The 16,560-nt window shown below is 64.0% G+C and carries 11 protein-coding genes; 5 read left to right on the top strand and 6 right to left on the bottom strand.

Features of this window, described 5'->3' with window-relative positions; translation table 11 throughout:
- Positions 1-357: 357 nt before the first annotated feature.
- Genes CHB99_RS20170 through CHB99_RS20155 form a run of 4 tightly spaced genes read right to left on the bottom strand, consistent with a single transcriptional unit; the run spans position 358 to position 5,981 of the window.
- A complete protein-coding gene (locus tag CHB99_RS20170; RefSeq protein ID WP_042126810.1) occupies positions 358-1,806 on the bottom strand; it encodes a curlin in 1,449 nt (482 codons plus the stop codon).
- Between the two features lie 27 nt (positions 1,807-1,833).
- Positions 1,834-2,295, bottom strand: coding sequence for a curlin (locus tag CHB99_RS20165; protein ID WP_042126812.1), 462 nt, complete (start codon positions 2,293-2,295; stop codon positions 1,834-1,836).
- Between the two features lie 54 nt (positions 2,296-2,349).
- Complete coding sequence (locus tag CHB99_RS20160) at positions 2,350-4,599, bottom strand: Ig-like domain-containing protein (protein ID WP_042126814.1); 2,250 nt, start codon at positions 4,597-4,599, stop codon at positions 2,350-2,352.
- A 35-nt stretch (positions 4,600-4,634) separates the two neighbouring features.
- Positions 4,635-5,981 carry a hypothetical protein gene (locus CHB99_RS20155; RefSeq protein WP_042126816.1) on the bottom strand — a complete coding sequence of 449 codons (1,347 nt, stop codon included), beginning with the start codon at positions 5,979-5,981 and terminating at the stop codon, positions 4,635-4,637.
- Positions 5,982-6,253: 272 nt separating this feature from the next.
- On the opposite strand from CHB99_RS20155, the gene CHB99_RS20150 reads away from it, so the two are divergent.
- The 5 genes from CHB99_RS20150 (at position 6,254) to CHB99_RS20130 (ending at position 14,635) form a co-directional block, all read left to right on the top strand.
- A complete protein-coding gene (locus tag CHB99_RS20150; protein ID WP_042126818.1) occupies positions 6,254-7,714 on the top strand; it encodes a sensor histidine kinase in 1,461 nt (486 codons plus the stop codon).
- Positions 7,715-7,885: 171 nt separating this feature from the next.
- Positions 7,886-10,693 (top strand): multicopper oxidase domain-containing protein, encoded by a 2,808-nt coding sequence (locus CHB99_RS20145; RefSeq protein WP_042126820.1) that lies wholly within the window; start codon positions 7,886-7,888, stop codon positions 10,691-10,693.
- Positions 10,690-11,685, top strand: coding sequence for an SCO family protein (locus CHB99_RS20140; RefSeq protein WP_042126822.1), 996 nt, complete (start codon positions 10,690-10,692; stop codon positions 11,683-11,685). Before CHB99_RS20145 ends, CHB99_RS20140 begins: the two co-directional genes overlap by 4 nt.
- 69 nt (positions 11,686-11,754) lie before the next feature.
- Positions 11,755-13,239 (top strand): sensor histidine kinase, encoded by a 1,485-nt coding sequence (locus tag CHB99_RS20135; protein ID WP_042126824.1) that lies wholly within the window; start codon positions 11,755-11,757, stop codon positions 13,237-13,239.
- Positions 13,208-14,635, top strand: coding sequence for a sigma-54-dependent transcriptional regulator (locus CHB99_RS20130; RefSeq protein ID WP_042126826.1), 1,428 nt, complete (start codon positions 13,208-13,210; stop codon positions 14,633-14,635). Before CHB99_RS20135 ends, CHB99_RS20130 begins: the two co-directional genes overlap by 32 nt.
- A 7-nt stretch (positions 14,636-14,642) precedes the next feature.
- On the opposite strand, the gene CHB99_RS20125 is transcribed toward CHB99_RS20130, so the two are convergent.
- Positions 14,643-15,005 carry a hypothetical protein gene (locus CHB99_RS20125; RefSeq protein WP_042126828.1) on the bottom strand — a complete coding sequence of 121 codons (363 nt, stop codon included), beginning with the start codon at positions 15,003-15,005 and terminating at the stop codon, positions 14,643-14,645.
- A gap of 540 nt (positions 15,006-15,545) precedes the next feature.
- On the bottom strand, positions 15,546-16,502 hold the full coding sequence (locus CHB99_RS20120) for a DUF2971 domain-containing protein (RefSeq protein ID WP_042126830.1): 957 nt from the start codon (positions 16,500-16,502) through the stop codon (positions 15,546-15,548).
- Positions 16,503-16,560: the final 58 nt, after the last annotated feature.

Here is a 16,560-nt window from a genome sequence, read left to right as displayed (position 1 = left end):
GCATTCGACCCTGGGCTATCTACCGCCCAACCGGTATGAGCGGCAGATAGCCTGAGCTCCCACATTGCGGTGTCCGGAAAAAGTTGACCAGCTCAAACAGCCTCCCCGCGATGCATCGCCGAAAAAACAAAGGCTGACAACCCCAATCCCACAGGCCATGGCGCGTTGCAACAAACTGTGGGAGCGAGCTTGCTCGCGAAGCGCCGCGCGGGCGGCGCTCGATCTCAAGGGCGCTAGAAGAGCATCGACATGCACAGCGATGCGCCACTCGATCTCATGGGCGCAACATCTGTCAAGCGAACTCCCCCCCAAAAAAAACCGCGACCCAAACCGGCCGCGGTCTTTCTTGCCAACCCCCTACTGCTGCAGAACACTCGCCTGGTTCGCCGTCCCGAACTGCTGCACCGTCGCCATCTGCGTGGTCCCGCTCTGATCGACCGTGGCAATGTTGCCCGTCCCGCCCTGGGTGACATAGGCCACGTTCAGGCTGTCAGCCTGCTTGACGGTGATCTGGTTGTCGCTGCCATACAACTGCGCGGTGAACGCCTGGTTGCCAGTGCCGGACTGTTCGAACTCGGTGCTGTTGCCAGCGCCGTTCGAAAAGCCCTGGGCAAGGTTGGTGGTACCACGCTGATCGGCGACGAGCAGGTTGTCACTGCCGTTCTGCTCGAAGTACAGCTCGTTGTAGCTGTCGGCCTGGTTGACCGCGGTCTGGTTGCCGACGCCGGTCTGCACGGTGGTCATGATCTGGCCGATGCCATCCTGGGTGAAGTTGGCGACGTTGCCGCCGCCGACCTGGCTGACCGTCGCGCGCTGGTTGCTGCCGAACTGCCCACCGGACTGCGGACCCTTCCAGTTGCTGGCATAGACCTTGTTGGCATTGCCCACCGAGGCGGCGCTGAGAACGTGGCCGTCGCCACTCTGGTAGGTGAAATGAACGTTGCCGCTGCCTTGCTGGTACAGGCCCAGGGTCGAGCCCAGGGATTCGTACTGATCCGCGTAGATCGCGTTGAGATCGCCCACTTGCAGCACCTGGGCCAGGTTGCTTTCGCCGAAGCTCTGATCGACCACGGTTTCGTTGCCTTGCCCGTACTGGTCGATGCGGGCATGGCTGGCAAGCTGGCTGTCCTGCCAGACCTCGGTGCCATTGAAGTCGCCGAACTGGTTGATCGTGACGCTGCCACCGACGCCGTTGCGCTGGTCGCCGTAGGCATAGTTGCCTTCGCCCGCCTGGTTGATCTCGATCTGGCCGGCGTTCTGCGACAGTTGCTCGGCGGTGCCGTAGTTGCCGGTGCCGTATTGAATGATCAAGGCGTTGTTGCCGACCCCCGGCCAGATCTGTTCGATGTTGGCCTCGTTGCCGTCACCGGACTGCCAGGTCTTGCCGCTGCCGCTGTCCTGACTCTCCTGGTAGACGAAGGAAAAGTTGCCGTTGCCCTGTTGCTGCTGCAGCACGACGTTGCCGCCTTCGCCGATCGACTGGCTGGCATGGGCGATGTTGTAGGCACCTTGCTGTTGCTGGGTGATGGTGCTGGCGTTTTCGTACAACTGCTCGGCGTAACCGGCGTTGTAGTCGCCGTTCTGGTACTGCTGCAGGGTACTGCTCGCGGTGTCCTGCACCGCGGCGGCGTCATTGCCCTGGCCATACTGCTGCTGGGTGGCGCTGCTGGACGGTGCCAGGTTCTGCTTCACATCGGCGATGTTGGCGGTACCGAACTGGCTCTGGCTGGAGAGGCTGTCGTCGGCCATGACCTGGGCACTGGCAATGACCAGGATGGCGGCGGCGAGGGGCGTCAGTTTGAACATGATGAAACCTCCGGGTAGTGCAGTGCGTTAGCGATATTGTCGGACCGAGACGCTCAGGCCATTGCCGGACTGGTTGACGGCGCTTTGCAGCCCCGTGCCCGCCTGGTCGATGGTGGCGTCGTTGGCATTGCCGGTCTGGGTGATCTGTGCGCGGTTGTGGCTGCCGGTCTGGCTGATGCCCGCGCGGTTGCCGCTGCCTTGCTGGCTGATCAGGGCCATCAGGTCGTTGCCCTGTTGCAGGATCCAGGCTTCCTGGTCGCTGCCCGACTGGGTGATGCTGCCGAGCAGTGACTGGCCACCCTGTTGCACCCGTGCGCTGTTGGCCTGGCCGTTCTGCTCGATCAGGGCCTGCTGGCCGACCGGCGCGGGGAGTTCGCCCAGGTCGCCGCCAGCGGCGAGATCGTCGTTTTCCATCAGGTCGTCGGCCCGCGCGCCCGCGCTGCCGCACAGCAGAAGCAGGCCGAGCAGGGCGGCGGTCGAGAGGTTCATGGGCGAGTCCTCTGGCAAGGCGCCCCGCCAGCACCGGGCTGGCGGGGCGCGGGCTCAGTTGGCGGTTACCGCGACGGTGCGCACGGTGCCCTGGGACGAGGTGATGGTGGCGGTGGGGTTCGCCGCCGGCACCACCGTGGTGGTGTTGTTCACCGTCAGCCGCCAGCGGCCGGTGACCGGCACCGTGGTGCTGCCCAGGGTCACAGGCCCGCTCGGTGTGCTCACCTGCACCGTGATGGTGTTGCCGGTGGTCACCGACGAGGTGCCGGCGAAGTCCCAGGTGAAGCGGTTGTTGGAGCGGGCCGAGACGGTTGCCGTGGTCACCGTGAAGGTTTCCGCAGCGGGCCTTGGCGAGACCTGCACGGTGACCGTCGCCGGCGCCGTCGAGAGGGCGCCGAAGCTGTCCCGGGCGACGTAGGTGAAGGTCGTGGTAAAGGCCGTGGTCACCGTGGCCGGCGGGGTGTAGGTGAGCACCGTGCCATTGCTGGTGACGGTCCCGCGTCCCGGGGCGGGCTGGGTGAAGCTGGCCACGGCCAGCGGCAGGTTGCCCTCCGGATCGGTGTCGTTGGCCAGGACGTTGATGGGGATCGCCACGCCAAGGGTCGAGACGGCATCGTTGACCGCCTGCGGCGGCTGGTTCGGTGCAACGGTGATGGTGACCGTGGCGGCTGTGGTGGAGGCCAGGCCCTTGACGTCCTGGGCCTTGTAGGTGAACGAGGTGGTCAGCGGCGCATTGACCACCGCCGGTGGCGTGTAGACCACCGCGGTACTGCCGCTCAGGGCCACCGTGCCTTGTCCGGTCGGTGGCTGGGTCAGGGCGGTGATGCTCAACGGCGTGTTGCCGTCCGGATCACTGTCGTTGGCCAGCAGGTTGAGGGTGATCGGTACGCCGAAGCTGGTGCTGCCGCTGTCGGCCTGCGCCACGGGCGGCTGGTTCTCGCCGCTGTTGGGTGCGCTGCCGACCACCACCACCGGCTCGCTGTCGCTGCCGCCGGCGGCGGACTTGACCGTCACGCTCGCTGGCGGCTGGCTCAGGCCGGTGACGCTGAGCCGTTGCAGGGTGCCATTTTTCGACAGGCGTCCGTAGCCCTGGGCAACCATGTCGGGAACCACCACTTCATCGGTGGACCTGGCCTCGATCAGCAGCGTGCCGGTTTCCCAGTCGTAGCGGGCGGTCTGGATTTTCACCAGGTCGCTGAGCTTGCTCGACACGGCGGTCGGGCGGGTGCTGCCGGCCGGATTGCTCGCCGTGACCACCACCACCGGCGGTACCGCACCGCTGAAGGCACGCTGGCCGAAGAACAGACCGTTGTTGTCGCCCAGCAGGTTGATCAGGCAAGGCGACTGCGGCGGCCCGGCGACCAGGGCGATGGACTCGCGAAAGCACAGCGTGGTACCGGCGGCGGCCTTGGCGAAGACCTCCACGCGGGTGGTGCCGCCGCTGCCGGAGGAGGTCCGCCGGTACGTCGCGCGGGCGATCTCCACCGGGGTCTGCGCACGGGTGTCGAGGACCTTGCCGGAGAGGGTGAAGAGGTTGGTCTGGATGCTGCCGTTCGGCCCGCTGATGCGCACGAAGTTGGTGTTGTTGGGGCTGCCGGTGACCGCCTCGGTGAGGTTGGGGTCGCCGATGAAGGTTTCCACGGCGCCGGTTTCCGGGTTCACCTCGGTGTAGGGGCCGTTGACGCTGCGCAGGAACGGGCCGATCGCGCCATTGACCGCGCCGCTGAAGTTGCCCGGGGCGCCGATGCCGATGTCACGGGTGATATTGATCGCCCGGCGTCCGGGCGCGCTGACGTTGACGGTCTCCACGCCATAGGGATGGGTGATGGTGTAGACCCCCGCCGTGGGCACGGAAACCCGGATGCGGATGCGTGCGAAGCTCTGCTGGTCGCCATCCACCGGGTTTTCCGCGGCGAAGGCGGCCTCGATCCCGGCCACGTAGGCGTCCAGTTCGAAACCGCTGTTGCCGACCGCGGGAATGCTTGCCTCGGCCAGGAACCAGAAGGCTTCCGGTGGCCAGTTGTCGGGAAACACCATCGGCTGGCCGTCATCGAAGATGCCCGGTTCCGGCAGCAGGGTGCACATGTAGGCGGGCGGTACGCTGGCCGCCACCCGCGAGCTGGCGGCCCGGGACTGGCACAGCTCCAGCGACAGCAGGTTGTTGTCCTGGTACCACATGGGGAATTTCCCGGTGGCGAAGGTGTAGGGGCCGGGGTCGACCGCGGCGAGTTGCGCGAAGGCGCTGCCGGACAGCGACAGTGTCAGTCCCAGGGCGTTGAGCGCCAGACGTGGCCAATTGTTCATGATGCCTCCTGATGAGGATCCGGGCAGATGAGCGTTCATTGCACGATGACCACTTCTTCGGTGTCGCTGCCGCCATTGGATGACGTCACGCGGACCGTGGCCGGTGGGATGGGCGAGATGCCGGTGGCCAGACTCTTGACGGCGCCGTCGCCGCTCAAGGCGCCGATGGCCGCGCCGCTGCCCGAGGTCGCGGTGAGGACCGGCGGCGAGGTTTCATCGCTGGTCGAGGCCTCGAGGGTCAGTTGTCCGGAGCTCAGGCTGTATTCGGCACGCTGGATCACCACCAGGTCGGTGAGGGCCAGGGGCAGGGTGGTCGGCGTGCTGTCGGCAATCGCCAGGTGGTTGTCGGCGGTGACCTGCAGGGTGCTCGGCAGGATCGGGTTGACCGCGCTCTGGGCATACCAGCGCCCGGTGGTGTCGGCCTCGGTCAGGTTCAGCACGGGGGTGCTGCTGGTCAGGGCGACACTGCCCGGCGGCGGCGGGGCCATGACGAATACGTCCTGCTGGGCGACCGGCCCGTTGCTCCCGGGTTTGCGCGAGTAGGTGCTGCGCTGGGGAATCAGCGGGGTCGGCCGCACCACGCTCGACAACTTGCCGGAGACGGCGAACACCGTGCTGCGCAGGTCCAGGCCGCCGGGCCCTTCGATGCGGATGAAGTTGGTGTTGAACGGGCTGCCGGTCACCGCTTCTTCAAGGTTCGGATCGCCGATGAAGCGTTCGGCCGCGCCGGTCACCGGGTTGGTTTCGGTATAGGGGCCGTTGACGCTGCGCAGGAACGGGCCGATATCGCCCTTGAGCGCGCCATCGTAGGTTTGCGGGGCGCCGATGCCGATGTCCCGGGTCATGTTGATCGCCCGGCGCCCGGGGACCTCGACGTTGAACACGTCGACGCCGTAGGGGTGGGTGATCACGTAGGTGCCGGCGCTGGGCACGTCCACGCGAATGCGGATGCGGGCGAAGCTGATCTGATCGCCTTCGACCGGCTCCTCGGCGGCGAACGCGGCTTCGATGGCCGCGCCGTAGGACAGGTCGATGCCGCGCGCGGCATCGGCGATGCTGCCGTCGGCGGTGAACCAGAAGGCTTCGTCGGGGAAGTTGGTGGGAAATACCACCGGCTGCGCGTCATCGAACACCCCGGGAGTGGGCAGCAGGTTGCACATGTAGGTGGGTGCCCCGGGTGCGCCGGCCACCCGCGAGCTGACGGCCTTGGACAGGCACAGGTCGAGGGTTCGGCCATGACTGTCTTGATACCAGGCGGCGAAACCGCCGTTGGCGGGGGTATAGGGCCCGGAATCAACCGCGAACAGCTGTGCCTGGGCAACGCCTTGGGCCAATGCGGTGACGACCAGGACGGTCGCCGTTTTCGACAGTAAAGGGTGCATGGGTATTCCCTCTATTGGTGACCCGTCCCGTGGGGATGGGCCGGTTGCCGGGGCCGGCGCAACATTCATACCAATCATCGATGGATACCCGCGCAGGCCCGCAGGCAAAGGCCTGGCGGCTCGCGGGCGAGGGTGGGGACGGTTGGGTGAACGGCGTCCTGCCCCCAGGTTTGGGGGCGGATGGGGGTGGCGGGAACTGGGGAATGAGCCCCACCCGAATTCGGGTGAGCTGGGCTATAACCCTATAGGGGACAACCTCGGGAACAATCTCCATGAATCTGTTGAGCAGAACGCCTTCGCTCGCCGAGGCTGACGAGCACCTGACCGCGGGCAAGCCGCCCTTCAACCTGCTGCGCTGGTTTTCCCTGATCAGCCTGGCGGTGATCGGCACGGTCGCGGTGGCCCTGGGCAGCGTGTCCTCGCAGTTCGTGATCAGCGAGAGCGTGCATCGCGATGCCCTGCTGACCTCGCAGTTCCTCCAGGCGATTGCCTCGGCCGAGGTGCGGCATGTGTCGCTGCCCAACGTGCGGACCATGGGCGAACTGCTCGATCCACGCCAGGACCACAGCTTCGCCGATGTCGATCCTGTGGACCGGGCCGCCGCCCGTTGGGAGTTCCTCGACCATATCGAGCACCTGCCGGACGTGATCCTGGCCAACATCTATGCCCCCGACCGTACCGTGATCTGGTCCAGCAACCCGGAACTGATCGGGGTGAAGATCCACGCCGACGCCGACCTGGAGCAGGCCTTCATCTCGAAAACCGCGGTATCGGCCAGCTATCACAGCGTCGAGAAGGGGCGCATGGAGCAGAAGTTCGTGGTGCCGCCGAAATTCATCTTCATCGAGAACTACATCCCCCTGTTCGATGCCGACGGCAACAACGTCACGGCCATGGTCGAGATCTACAAGGAGCCCAACGACCTGATCGACCGCATACAGCGCGGGCTGCTGTTGATCTGGCTGGCCACCGCGGTGGGGGCGGGGCTGATCTACCTGGGGCTCTACTGGATCGTGCAGCGGGCGGCGAAGTTGCTGGAGGTGCAGCAGAAACAACTGATCACCGCCGAGACCTTCGTCGCCCTCGGGGAAATGTCTTCCGCGGTCGCCCACAGCCTGCGCAATCCGCTGGCGACCATTCGCTCCAGCGCCGAACTGGCGCTGGAGTTCGACAGCGGCGCGGCGCACAGGAACATCAACGACATCGTCGGCCAGGTGGACCGCATGTCGAAATGGGTTCGCGAGCTGCTGCAGTCACTGCGCCCGATCGGCGACGAGGCCGAGCCGGTGGATCTGCTGGCGACCTTGCGCGACAGCCTGGCGACCTTCGAAACGCAGATTGCCAAGGCCTTTATCCAGGTCGAGTTCGAGGCCGCTGACCGGCCGTGGGTGCTCAGCCGCCAGACGCAGTTGAGCCAGATCCTCGGCAGCGTGCTGTCCAATGCGCTGGAGGCGATGGACCAGGGCGGCACCCTGCACATTGTCCTGGACTCCTGCGACGCGCGGCGGGTCAACCTGGTCTTGAGCGACAACGGCCGGGGCATGAGCGAAGAGCAGCGCAGCATGGCGTTTCGTCCGTTCTTCACCACCAAGCAGGGCGGGCTCGGCGTCGGCCTGGTGCTGGTCAAACGGATCATGGAGCGCTTCGGCGGCTCGGTGAGCCTGCAAAGCCGCGAAGGCGAGGGCACCTGCGTGCACCTGTCGTTTCGTCGGACCACCGCGAAGCGGGTGTGAACGTTCCCCGTTTGCGGGTGTCATTCCCCAATCACGTGCCTGCTGTCTACTGCCGTTTCAGGTAACCCGTTGATTCCATTGAACAATAATCAATGAAATCAATGGTTACAAATATGGCGACCTTCTTGCACTGACCCCATCACCCCCTTCATGAATTCGAGGTGGTTGGTGATGGACACGAAAGCGCGTTCCTCCTTGAAACGCTTCGCCGTGGTGACGCCGTTGACCCTCCTGCTGTCGATGCTGCTCGGTACGACCTTGCTGCGGGCCAGCCCGATCGACGATGAGCGACAGCCCGAGCCCGGCGACCCGTCGGCCTACAGCGACGAACCGGCGGACAAGCCGGCGGCCCTGAATGCCATCCTGACGCTGCCGGAGGCCAACCTCGACGCCTTCGACCTGCCCGATGACGTCAAGGGCAGCCGCGATACTCCCCGCCAGGAGAACAGCCTGCCGCCGAACGTGCAGACCTCGTTCAACTATCCCACCAACGGCAAGCCGAGCCCGTTGTTCGGTGCCCAGCCTTTCACCCAGCAACTGCTGCTGTTCGAAGAGTTCGGCCCGGAACGACTCGACCCGACCACCCCGGCGGCGCCCCTGGGCTTTCCCCCGCCGGCCGTCGGCCCGCTGCCGCAGCAGGATCCGCTCAGCGTGGCGCGCAGCGCACCGCCGAGTGCGGCCCTCGATGCCTTCCTGCGTCAACCGGGGCTGACGCCGTTCCCCAGTCAGTTCGCCAACGTGGTGGACCGCAATCCCTGGCAGGCGCAGGTCGAAATGTTCCTCAACCGGCGCATCGGTTCGTCGGCCGAAGGCCGTCCGCCGGGAAAGGGCTGGTCGCACCAGCGCTGGAACGAGTTCTACCCGCAGCAGGCCTACAAGACCGTTCAGACCGGCGCGCGGATCAACGGCGGCTTGCGTGACGACCGGCAGATGCACGGTTACGCAGTGGGCGAGTTCGCTGTCGGCGGCCTGTATCACAATGTCGCCGGGGTGCCGGCCACCGACGGTACGGCCAAGGGCGTCGAACCGCGTTTCCACCCGAAAATGCCGGTGCAGAACCACAACTCGGTGTGGACCTTCGATGGCACCCTGCCGCCGAAGCTGCTGATGGTGCGCTACGGCCAGCCACTGCTGATGCGCCACTACAACGGCCTGCCGATCGACCCGGCGGCGAACATGGGCTTCGGCCTGCACACCATCAGTACCCACGAGCACAACGGTCACGCGCCGGCGGAAAGCGACGGTTACGCCAATGCGTTCTTTTTCCCCGGGCAGTACTACGACTATCGCTGGCCGGTGCAGCTGGCCGGCTACGACAGCATCAACACCGAGGCCCGCGACCCGCGCGCGGCGTTTCCCTGCGCGCCCGGCGAAACCCTGTGGACCAACGACCTGAGTCCGGGGCGCAAGACCTGCGAGAACGGCACGATCAGGATTCGTGGCGACTGGCGGGAAACCATGAGCACGCACTGGTTCCACGACCACATGCTCGATTTCACCGCGCAGAACGTCTACAAGGGCAACGCGGCGATGATGAACTACTACAGCGCCCTCGACCGCGGCAACGAGGCGGTCAACGATGGCGTCAACCTGCGTTTTCCCAGCGGCAGCGCGCTGGCCTGGGGCAATCGCGACTACGACGTCAACCTGGTGCTGGGCGACAAGGCCTGGGATCAGAACGGCCAGCTGTGGTTCAACCCGTTCAACACCGATGGCTTCATCGGTGACCAGGTGCTGGTCAACTGGCAATGGAAACCGACCCTCGACGTGCGTGCCCGCAGCTATCGCCTGCGCCTGCTCAACGGCTCGGTATCGCGCTACTTCAAGCTGGCCCTGGTACGCGAGGTCAAGGGCAGCGGCGGCGAATTCCAGGGCCCCAAGGGCTCTGGCGTGTCCTATGCGCGGGTGCCGTTCCACCTGATCGCCAACGACGGCAACATCATGGAGCACAGCGTACCGTTCGACGGCTCCATGGACCTGGACGGCGACGGCGACAAGCAGAACCACAATGCGATCCTGCCGACCCAGGGCATCGCCGAGCGCTTCGACATCATCGTCAACTTCGCGAAGAACGGCATCAAGCCGGGGGACAGGCTGTTCCTGGTCAACCTCCAGGCCCATGACGACGGCAAGGGCCCCAAGGAGCCGATTGCCCTGGGCGACGTGCTCTCGGAGAAATACCTGGCGGTGATCAAGCAGTCGAGCAAGGGGCCGCAGTGGGACAAGGGCGACCCGGCCGTGGGCAAGGTCCTGCAGTTCAACGTCAAGGCCTACACCGGTCAGGACCTGGCCATGGACCCGGCCGACTATGAGCCCGCCCGGCCGGGCAAGGCGCAGGGGCGGGTGATGATCCCGCTGAAACTGCATCGCGAGAATGCCGCCGACAAGGCGCTGCTGGCCAAGGCACGCCACCGCACCTTCACCTTCGGCCGCTCCGACGGTACCGATGCGGCGCCGTGGACGGTCAAGACCGACGGCGGCTTCGGCTTCCATATGGACCCGCGGCGGCTGAACGCCTCGCCCCAGCTGGCCAGCGGCCCCACCGATGCCGGCAGCAGCGGCTTCGGCACCCTGGAGGTGTGGAGCATCAAGGCCGGCGGCAAGGGCTGGAGCCATCCGGTGCATGTGCACTTCGAAGAAGGGATCATTCTCAGCCGCGGCGGCAAGGCGCCGCCGGAATGGGAAAAGTGGGCACGCAAGGACGTCTACCGCATCGGCTCGGAAAACGACGGCCTGGACAGCGTCGAGCTGGCAATCAACTTCCGCGAGTTCGCCGGTACCTATATGGAGCACTGTCACAACACGCAACACGAGGACAACTCCATGCTGTTGCGCTGGGATGTGGAGAAACCGGGGCAGTTCCAGTTGATGCCGACACCGTTGCCGAGCTGGGACGGCGTGCACTATGTCAACTCGGCCGCCTTGCCGACCTTCCGCGACGGCGATGGCCTTGGCCCGCAGATCCAGGTGAACAAATGAACCGCCAGGCCCTGGCCATGCACCTGGTGTTGCTGCTGGCCAGCGGCCTGCTCGCGTCACAGGTGCTGCGGGCCCCCGACACCGCGGCGGTAGCGGCCGGCGAGTCGGCGACGCCCTGGGGCGCCGATTACTTTCCCAACACCCTGCTGACCGACCAGGACGGGCGGCAGGTGCGCTTCTTCGATGACCTGATCAAGGGCAAGGTGGTGGTGATCAACTTCATCTTCACCTCGTGCAGCGAGGCCTGCCCGCTGGAAACCGCGCGCTTGCGCCAGGTGCAGAGCCTGCTGGGGGATCGGGTCGGGCGGGACGTGTTCTTCTATTCCATCAGCATCGATCCGCTGAGCGACACCCCCGAGGTGCTCGACGCCTATGCCCGGCGCTTCAAGGTCGGGCCGGGCTGGCGCTTTCTCACCGGCGACTTCGCCGAGATCACCGAACTGCGGCGCAAGCTGGGTCTGTTCATCGAGGGGGTCGACAACGGGCGCAGCCGTGATCACAACCTCAGCCTGATCGTCGGCAACCAGCAGACCGGGCGCTGGATGAAGGCATCGCCCTTCGAGAACCCCTGGATCCTCGCCGACCAGTTGGGCAACAGCCTGCAGAACTGGAAACAGCCGAGCCATGCGCAGAGCTATGCCAGCGCGCCCGAGATTCGCCCGCCGAGCAGTGGCGAAGAGTTGTTTCGTACCCGTTGTGCCTCGTGCCACAGCCTGGGCCCGGAGGATGGGCAGAACATCGGTATGCGCAGCATCGGACCCGACCTGATCGGGGTGACCGAACAGCGCGATCCGGCCTGGCTGAGCCGCTGGATTCGCGAGCCGGACCGTCTGCTGGCGGAACGGGATCCGCTCGCGCTGGCGCTGTTCGAGCGTTACGACAGGATCCCGATGCCCAACCTGCACCTCGATGAGCAGGCGGTGCAGGCGATCATCGCGTTTCTGCGCGAGGAGACGGCACGCCAGCGAACACCGATGGCGCAGGTTCAATAGTGGCAAATGGCGCCTACACTGATCCGCATCACGCCGGAAACGGCGGATGCCGTAAAACAGGGGATATCCATGCCTTTACCCGACCAGCCAGTCCCTGTGCCCGATGCGCAGCCGCGTCCGGGGTTGCAGGGGCAGTTCAACCTGTTGCGCTGGTTTTCAGTGGGCAGCTTCCTGATCATCAGCGCCGTCGCCCTGGGGTTGGGCTACGTTTCCACCCGGTTCGTGGTGAACGAGAGCATCGAACGCGACTCGATTCTCACCGCGCAGTTCGTCCAGGCCATCGGCGCCGCCGAGATCCGCCATGCCGCGATCCATCCCGAGCGCACCATGGGGGAAATGCTCGACCCGCGCCAGGACAACGCCTACCCGGACGTGCCGCCGGAATCACGGGCGGCGGCGCGGACCGAGTTCCTCGATCATGTCGGGCACCTGCCGGACCTGCTGCTGGCCAATGTCTATGCCCTCGACCGCACGGTGGTGTGGTCGAGCAATCCCGACCTCATCGGGCTGCAAATCGAGGATGACGACGAACTGGATCACTCCTTCGAGATGAAGGAAACGGTGTCCACCAGCTATCACGAGATCAACGACGAACGTCCCGAACAGCGGCTGCTGCGCGAGCCGCAGTACCTGTTCGTGGAAAACTACATTCCGATGTTCAATGCCGACAAAAGCCATGTGATCGCCATGGTGGAGATCTACAAGGAACCCGCGGATCTGGTGGCGCGCATCCAGCGGGGCTTCAAGAACATCTGGCTGGCCACGCTGCTGGGCGGCCTGGCGATCTACCTGGCGCTGTTCTGGATCGTCCGGCGCGCCGCGCGCCTGCTGGAAAGCCAGCAACGGCAACTGATCGCCAACGAAACCTTCGCCGCCCTCGGCGAAATGTCCTCGGCCATCGCCCACAGCCTGCGCAATCCGCTGGCGACCATCCGCTCCAGCGCCGAGCTGGCGATGGATATCGCCAGCTCGGGCGCGCAGAAGAACATCGGCGACATCATCAACCAGGTCGATCGCATGTCCCGCTGGGTCCGCGAACTGCTGGCGTCCATGCGTCCGAGCAACGACGACGGCGAAGCGGTGGACCTGGTCGCGGCCATCGAGGACACCTTGAGTGCCTATGACCCGCTGATCCGGCGCAACGGTGTCGATGTGCGCTTCGAGACGCCATCTGTCGAACCGGTCGTCAGCCAACCGGTGCTGCTCACGCAAATTCTCAATAGCCTGTTCGCCAATGCCCTGGAAGCCATGCCCAAGGGCGGCGTGCTGACGATCGACATCGACGCCTCGCACCCCGGACAACTGGGCATGACCTTGAGCGATACCGGCAAGGGCATGAGCCCCCAGCAGCAACAGATGGTCTTCAAGCCGTTTTTCACGACCAAGCAAGGCGGGCTGGGCGTCGGTCTGGCGCTGGTGAAAAGAATAATGGAACGCTTCGCGGGCTCGGTCGAACTGACCAGCCGCGAGCAGGAAGGAACCCGCGTGCGACTCAACTTCAAGGTGGCAACGGGAGGCGACTATGGAACACAGCATTCTGCTGGTCGAGGATGATGAACTGCTGGCTGAAAACATCCAGACCTACCTCGAACGCAAGAACTTCGAAGTCACGGTCTGCCATTCCGCGGAAGAGGCGCTGGAGCAGTTGGGCAGCTTCGTGCCGGACGTGGTGCTGACCGACAACTCGCTGCCTGGCATGAGTGGCCACGACCTGATCCAGAAGCTGCGCATCAGCGCGCCGGATCTGAAGGTGATCATGATGACCGGCTACGGCAACGTCGAGGATGCGGTGATCGCGATGAAGGAGGGGGCCTTTCACTACGTCACCAAGCCCGTCGCCCTGACCGAGCTCAAGCTGCTGCTGGACAAGGCCCTGGCCACTGAACGGATGGAGCGCACGCTGTCGTTCTATCAGGAGCGGGAAGCGCAGAAGTCCGGGGTGCAGGCGCTGATCGGCGAATCGGCGCCCATGCAGCAGCTCAAGACCACCATCGCCCAGTTGCTCGATGCCGAGCGGCGCATGGCCAACACCGACCTGCCACCGGTACTGGTGGAGGGGGAAACCGGCACCGGCAAGGAACTGGTGGCGCGCGCACTGCATTTCGACGGACCGCGCAGCAAGGGCCCGTTCATCGAGTTCAACTGCGCGGCGATTCCCTCGAACCTGCTGGAGTCAGAGTTGTTCGGTCATGAGAAAGGCGCCTTCACCGACGCCAGGGAGCGCCGTACCGGCCTGGTCGAGGCGGCGGACGGCGGCACGCTGTTTCTCGACGAAGTCGGCGAAATGGACCTGCAACTGCAGGCAAAGCTGCTCAAGCTGCTGGAGGACCGGACCATCCGCAGGGTCGGTTCGGTCAAGGAGCGCAAGGTCGATCTGCGGGTGATCAGCGCCACCAACTGCAACCTGGAGCAGATGGTCCAGCAGGGAAAATTCCGCCGGGACCTGTTTTTCCGCCTGCGCATCATTTCGATCAAGGTCCCGCGCCTGCATGCCCGGGGCCAGGACATCCTGTTGCTGGCCCGGCACTTCCTCGCCAGCCATGGCAAGCGCTACGGCAAGCCGAATCTGCATTTCAGCGAGCAGGCGCAAGAGCTGCTGCTCAACTACGGATGGCCGGGCAACGTGCGCGAGCTGCGCAACATGCTCGAACAGACCGTGTTGCTGGCGCCCAGCGAGACCATCGCCGCGCACCAGTTGAACGTCTGCCACGGTCTGGTCGACGACCTGCCCGTACTCCAGGAAACCCCGCACCTGGAGCCTCGACCGCCGCACAACGGCACTGAATCGATGAACCTGCCGGAGGTCGAGCGCGATATGGTGCGCAGGATGCTCGACAAGACCGACTGGAACGTCACCAAGTCCGCCCGCCTGCTGGGGCTGAGCCGCGACATGCTGCGCTATCGCATCGAGAAGCTCGGCCTCGAACGCCCGGACAAACGCCACTGGTAAGGGTTTGTCAGTGGCGCAGGCAGGCGAGCTGGCACGCCGGATCGCTGACTTCCTCGTTGACATGGACCCCGTGTTCCGCGTCGTAGACGCGGATGAAGACACGGGCGGTGGTATCGGTGACCGTCGGCAGGCGCGAATCGGCAAAGTTGTGCCGGCTGGCGACGGGGATGAAGGTACGGGGTGCTGTCGGGATATAGCGCTTCGGCGGTACCGAACTCAACGAGGGCGGGAACGGATGGGCGAACGGCTGGTCCGCCCCGTAGTAGATGAACGTGCCGCTGGCGTCATGGCCCGGCAGCGGGCGGTCGTCCGCCTGGGTTCCAGCGACAAGACAGAGCGCCAGCAACGGCGCGAGATCGATCGGTTTCATGGCAGCACCTGCCGGCAAGCGGCTAACGCGTGATCCCCCAAGGCCAGTAACTATAGCTTCCCGGCGCCTTTTCCCCATTTTCCCTGCCTTTGTTCGCGACCACGCCCGTGGCCGGAAAGGGCGGTTGTACACCCGCGCGTCGTCGGTCATCAGAAATGAGATTCTGCAGACGGAAAACCGTGGCTTGCAGCCCGGGACGTCAACAGAAATGAGATTCTCCGGTCATCAGATTTGAGAATCAGCGCAAAAGTGTCATCAGAAATGAGAATTAGCGGTACACGGCGAATCATCGCTAGGACAAACAGGCATTTGAGAGGTCTCCTTAGCAATCTAGGCCTGCACTGGCCGCCACATTCGACGGCCAGGGGTCTCAAAGGTCAGTTAGCTGCAAAGAAATTTTCAGCGAACATGCTTTCGCCCAGCTAGAGAGAAAAACATATTGCAAGAGAAGTTTGTGTGTTCAATCTCAGGACTTTGCCTCCCCATACCATAGGTGGAGGCTAGGCCTTAGTCGTCATCGAAATCGCTTACTGCCTCCCGTCAGCGGGCAGAACACCAATCGTCCAGGTTAGTGGGCTCCGAAACCATCCGGTATTCGTTAGGTGCAAGTGTGACCCGATAGGCCGGGATTTCGATTTCTTTGCATATTTTCAAGATCTCAAGCGCGTCAGCATCCGAGATTTTAGCCCCAAGATGAACGGCCTTCAGGGGCGCATCGACATTGATACCTTTGACCTTTCTATCGTCATCTGGAACCACCCAGCGCCACTCGCGCTCATAATGCCAGTCGACAGCTTTGCACAGCGATGCAGCAATGCCAAAAAGCGCGTTGTAGTCCTTACCCAGACGGTGAGCTCTGAAAATATGGGTGATGTCGAACAACTTATCTGTGTAGGCGACCGGCCAGAGCGTGAGGGTCGAAAGATGATTTCGATGAAGGCCTGAGAAATCGTACTCCATGGCAAAACCGGTGTGGTTGTGGCCATAGTGACTCCACATCAACATCGAGTCCACACGCTCGCTCAGGCTGCAGATTTTGTAGCTGCTTTTGAGCTGCTCAATGAGGGTCGTGAGCTGCCCAGCCTGGTGGTTTGACGCCAAAACCTCTACTTCGTGTAGCCATTGGTCAACATGTAGAAGGTGTGGGTCATGAGCCGAAGCGAGCGTAATCACCGCTGAAATAGGGTCTTCGGAGGCGAGCGCAGTCACGACCTGATCATCGCTGAAGCCAAGCTCAACGAGTTTCTCCCAAGCAGCGAGCTTCCGATAGTCAATCCAGAAAGCTGTGTCGTATGGGTCGTTAAACTCATTGGCTACGCTCAGATAGAGAGTTTTCTCAGCCAGGTTCTTCAGCGAGTACTCGTTACAAGCTCTGACCTTGAACAGCCGATTAGGTGTGTGCAGAACTTTTCCGTTGACTAGCTCTGGGATGTCCATGTCGCCGATGGTGGCCGATGCAAAATTCTCAATGAAATCTCTTACCCAATCCGGATTCACACCAACTCCTTTGTCTACGAGGTTTGCTCAGGCGCGAGAAGCTATCACATCTAGTGGA

The sequence above is a fragment of the Pseudomonas japonica genome, from assembly GCF_900188455.1.
Taxonomy (GTDB): domain Bacteria; phylum Pseudomonadota; class Gammaproteobacteria; order Pseudomonadales; family Pseudomonadaceae; genus Aquipseudomonas; species Aquipseudomonas japonica.
This window is presented reverse-complemented; position numbering and strand designations above follow the sequence as displayed.

What these genes read in the sequence shown, in the direction of transcription:
- CHB99_RS20170 (WP_042126810.1), bottom strand. Translation starts at nt 1,806, where the DNA reads ATGTTCAAACTGACGCCCCTCGCCGCCGCCATCCTGGTCATTGCCAGT.
- CHB99_RS20165 (WP_042126812.1), bottom strand. Translation starts at nt 2,295, where the DNA reads ATGAACCTCTCGACCGCCGCCCTGCTCGGCCTGCTTCTGCTGTGCGGC.
- CHB99_RS20160 (WP_042126814.1), bottom strand. Translation starts at nt 4,599, where the DNA reads ATGAACAATTGGCCACGTCTGGCGCTCAACGCCCTGGGACTGACACTG.
- CHB99_RS20155 (WP_042126816.1), bottom strand. Translation starts at nt 5,981, where the DNA reads ATGCACCCTTTACTGTCGAAAACGGCGACCGTCCTGGTCGTCACCGCA.
- CHB99_RS20150 (WP_042126818.1), top strand. Translation starts at nt 6,254, where the DNA reads ATGAATCTGTTGAGCAGAACGCCTTCGCTCGCCGAGGCTGACGAGCAC.
- CHB99_RS20145 (WP_042126820.1), top strand. Translation starts at nt 7,886, where the DNA reads ATGGACACGAAAGCGCGTTCCTCCTTGAAACGCTTCGCCGTGGTGACG.
- CHB99_RS20140 (WP_042126822.1), top strand. Translation starts at nt 10,690, where the DNA reads ATGAACCGCCAGGCCCTGGCCATGCACCTGGTGTTGCTGCTGGCCAGC.
- CHB99_RS20135 (WP_042126824.1), top strand. Translation starts at nt 11,755, where the DNA reads ATGCCTTTACCCGACCAGCCAGTCCCTGTGCCCGATGCGCAGCCGCGT.
- CHB99_RS20130 (WP_042126826.1), top strand. Translation starts at nt 13,208, where the DNA reads ATGGAACACAGCATTCTGCTGGTCGAGGATGATGAACTGCTGGCTGAA.
- CHB99_RS20125 (WP_042126828.1), bottom strand. Translation starts at nt 15,005, where the DNA reads ATGAAACCGATCGATCTCGCGCCGTTGCTGGCGCTCTGTCTTGTCGCT.